Consider the following 483-nt stretch of genomic DNA (forward strand, 5'->3'; position numbering starts at 1 on the left):
CGATCGAGGCGGTAAGCTGCCCGATGGTCGCGACCCGGTTGGCATGTGCCAGCTCCATCTGCATGTCGCGATACCGCCGCTCGCTGGCGCGGGCCTCCGCTTCGGCGCGCTTGAGCTCGGTGAGATCGAGCACGAATGCGACCGCTTCGCTGCGCGCCTCGTCGAAGGCAGCCCTGGCGATCAGCACTGGCACCCGGCTGCCGTCCTTGCGAAAATATTCCTTTTCGAACGGGTCGCAGCATCCCGTCGCGCGGATCTCAGCCACCGCCTGTTGGGTGACAGATTGCCACTCGGGGGGCGTCAGCTCCGTCCAGCGGATATGTCCCGCTGCAAGATCCTTGCGGTCGTAGCCCACCATGTGGAGAAAGGCGTCATTGGCATCGAGGATCCGGCCTTCCAGGGTCGCGATCAAAATCCCGATGATATTGGCATCGACCAGGCGCCGGATCTTGGCCTCGCGCTCCTCGAGGTCACGATAAAGGC

The 483-nt window shown here is 64.0% G+C and carries 1 protein-coding gene; it reads right to left on the reverse strand.

All coding sequences use genetic code 11. From position 1 onward, the window contains the following. Positions 1-483: PAS domain-containing protein (locus ACPYOI_RS35955; protein WP_481420269.1), on the reverse strand; the 483-nt coding region annotated here is incomplete at both ends.

It is taken from the genome of Rhizobium sp. SVR5-2C, assembly GCF_056755115.1.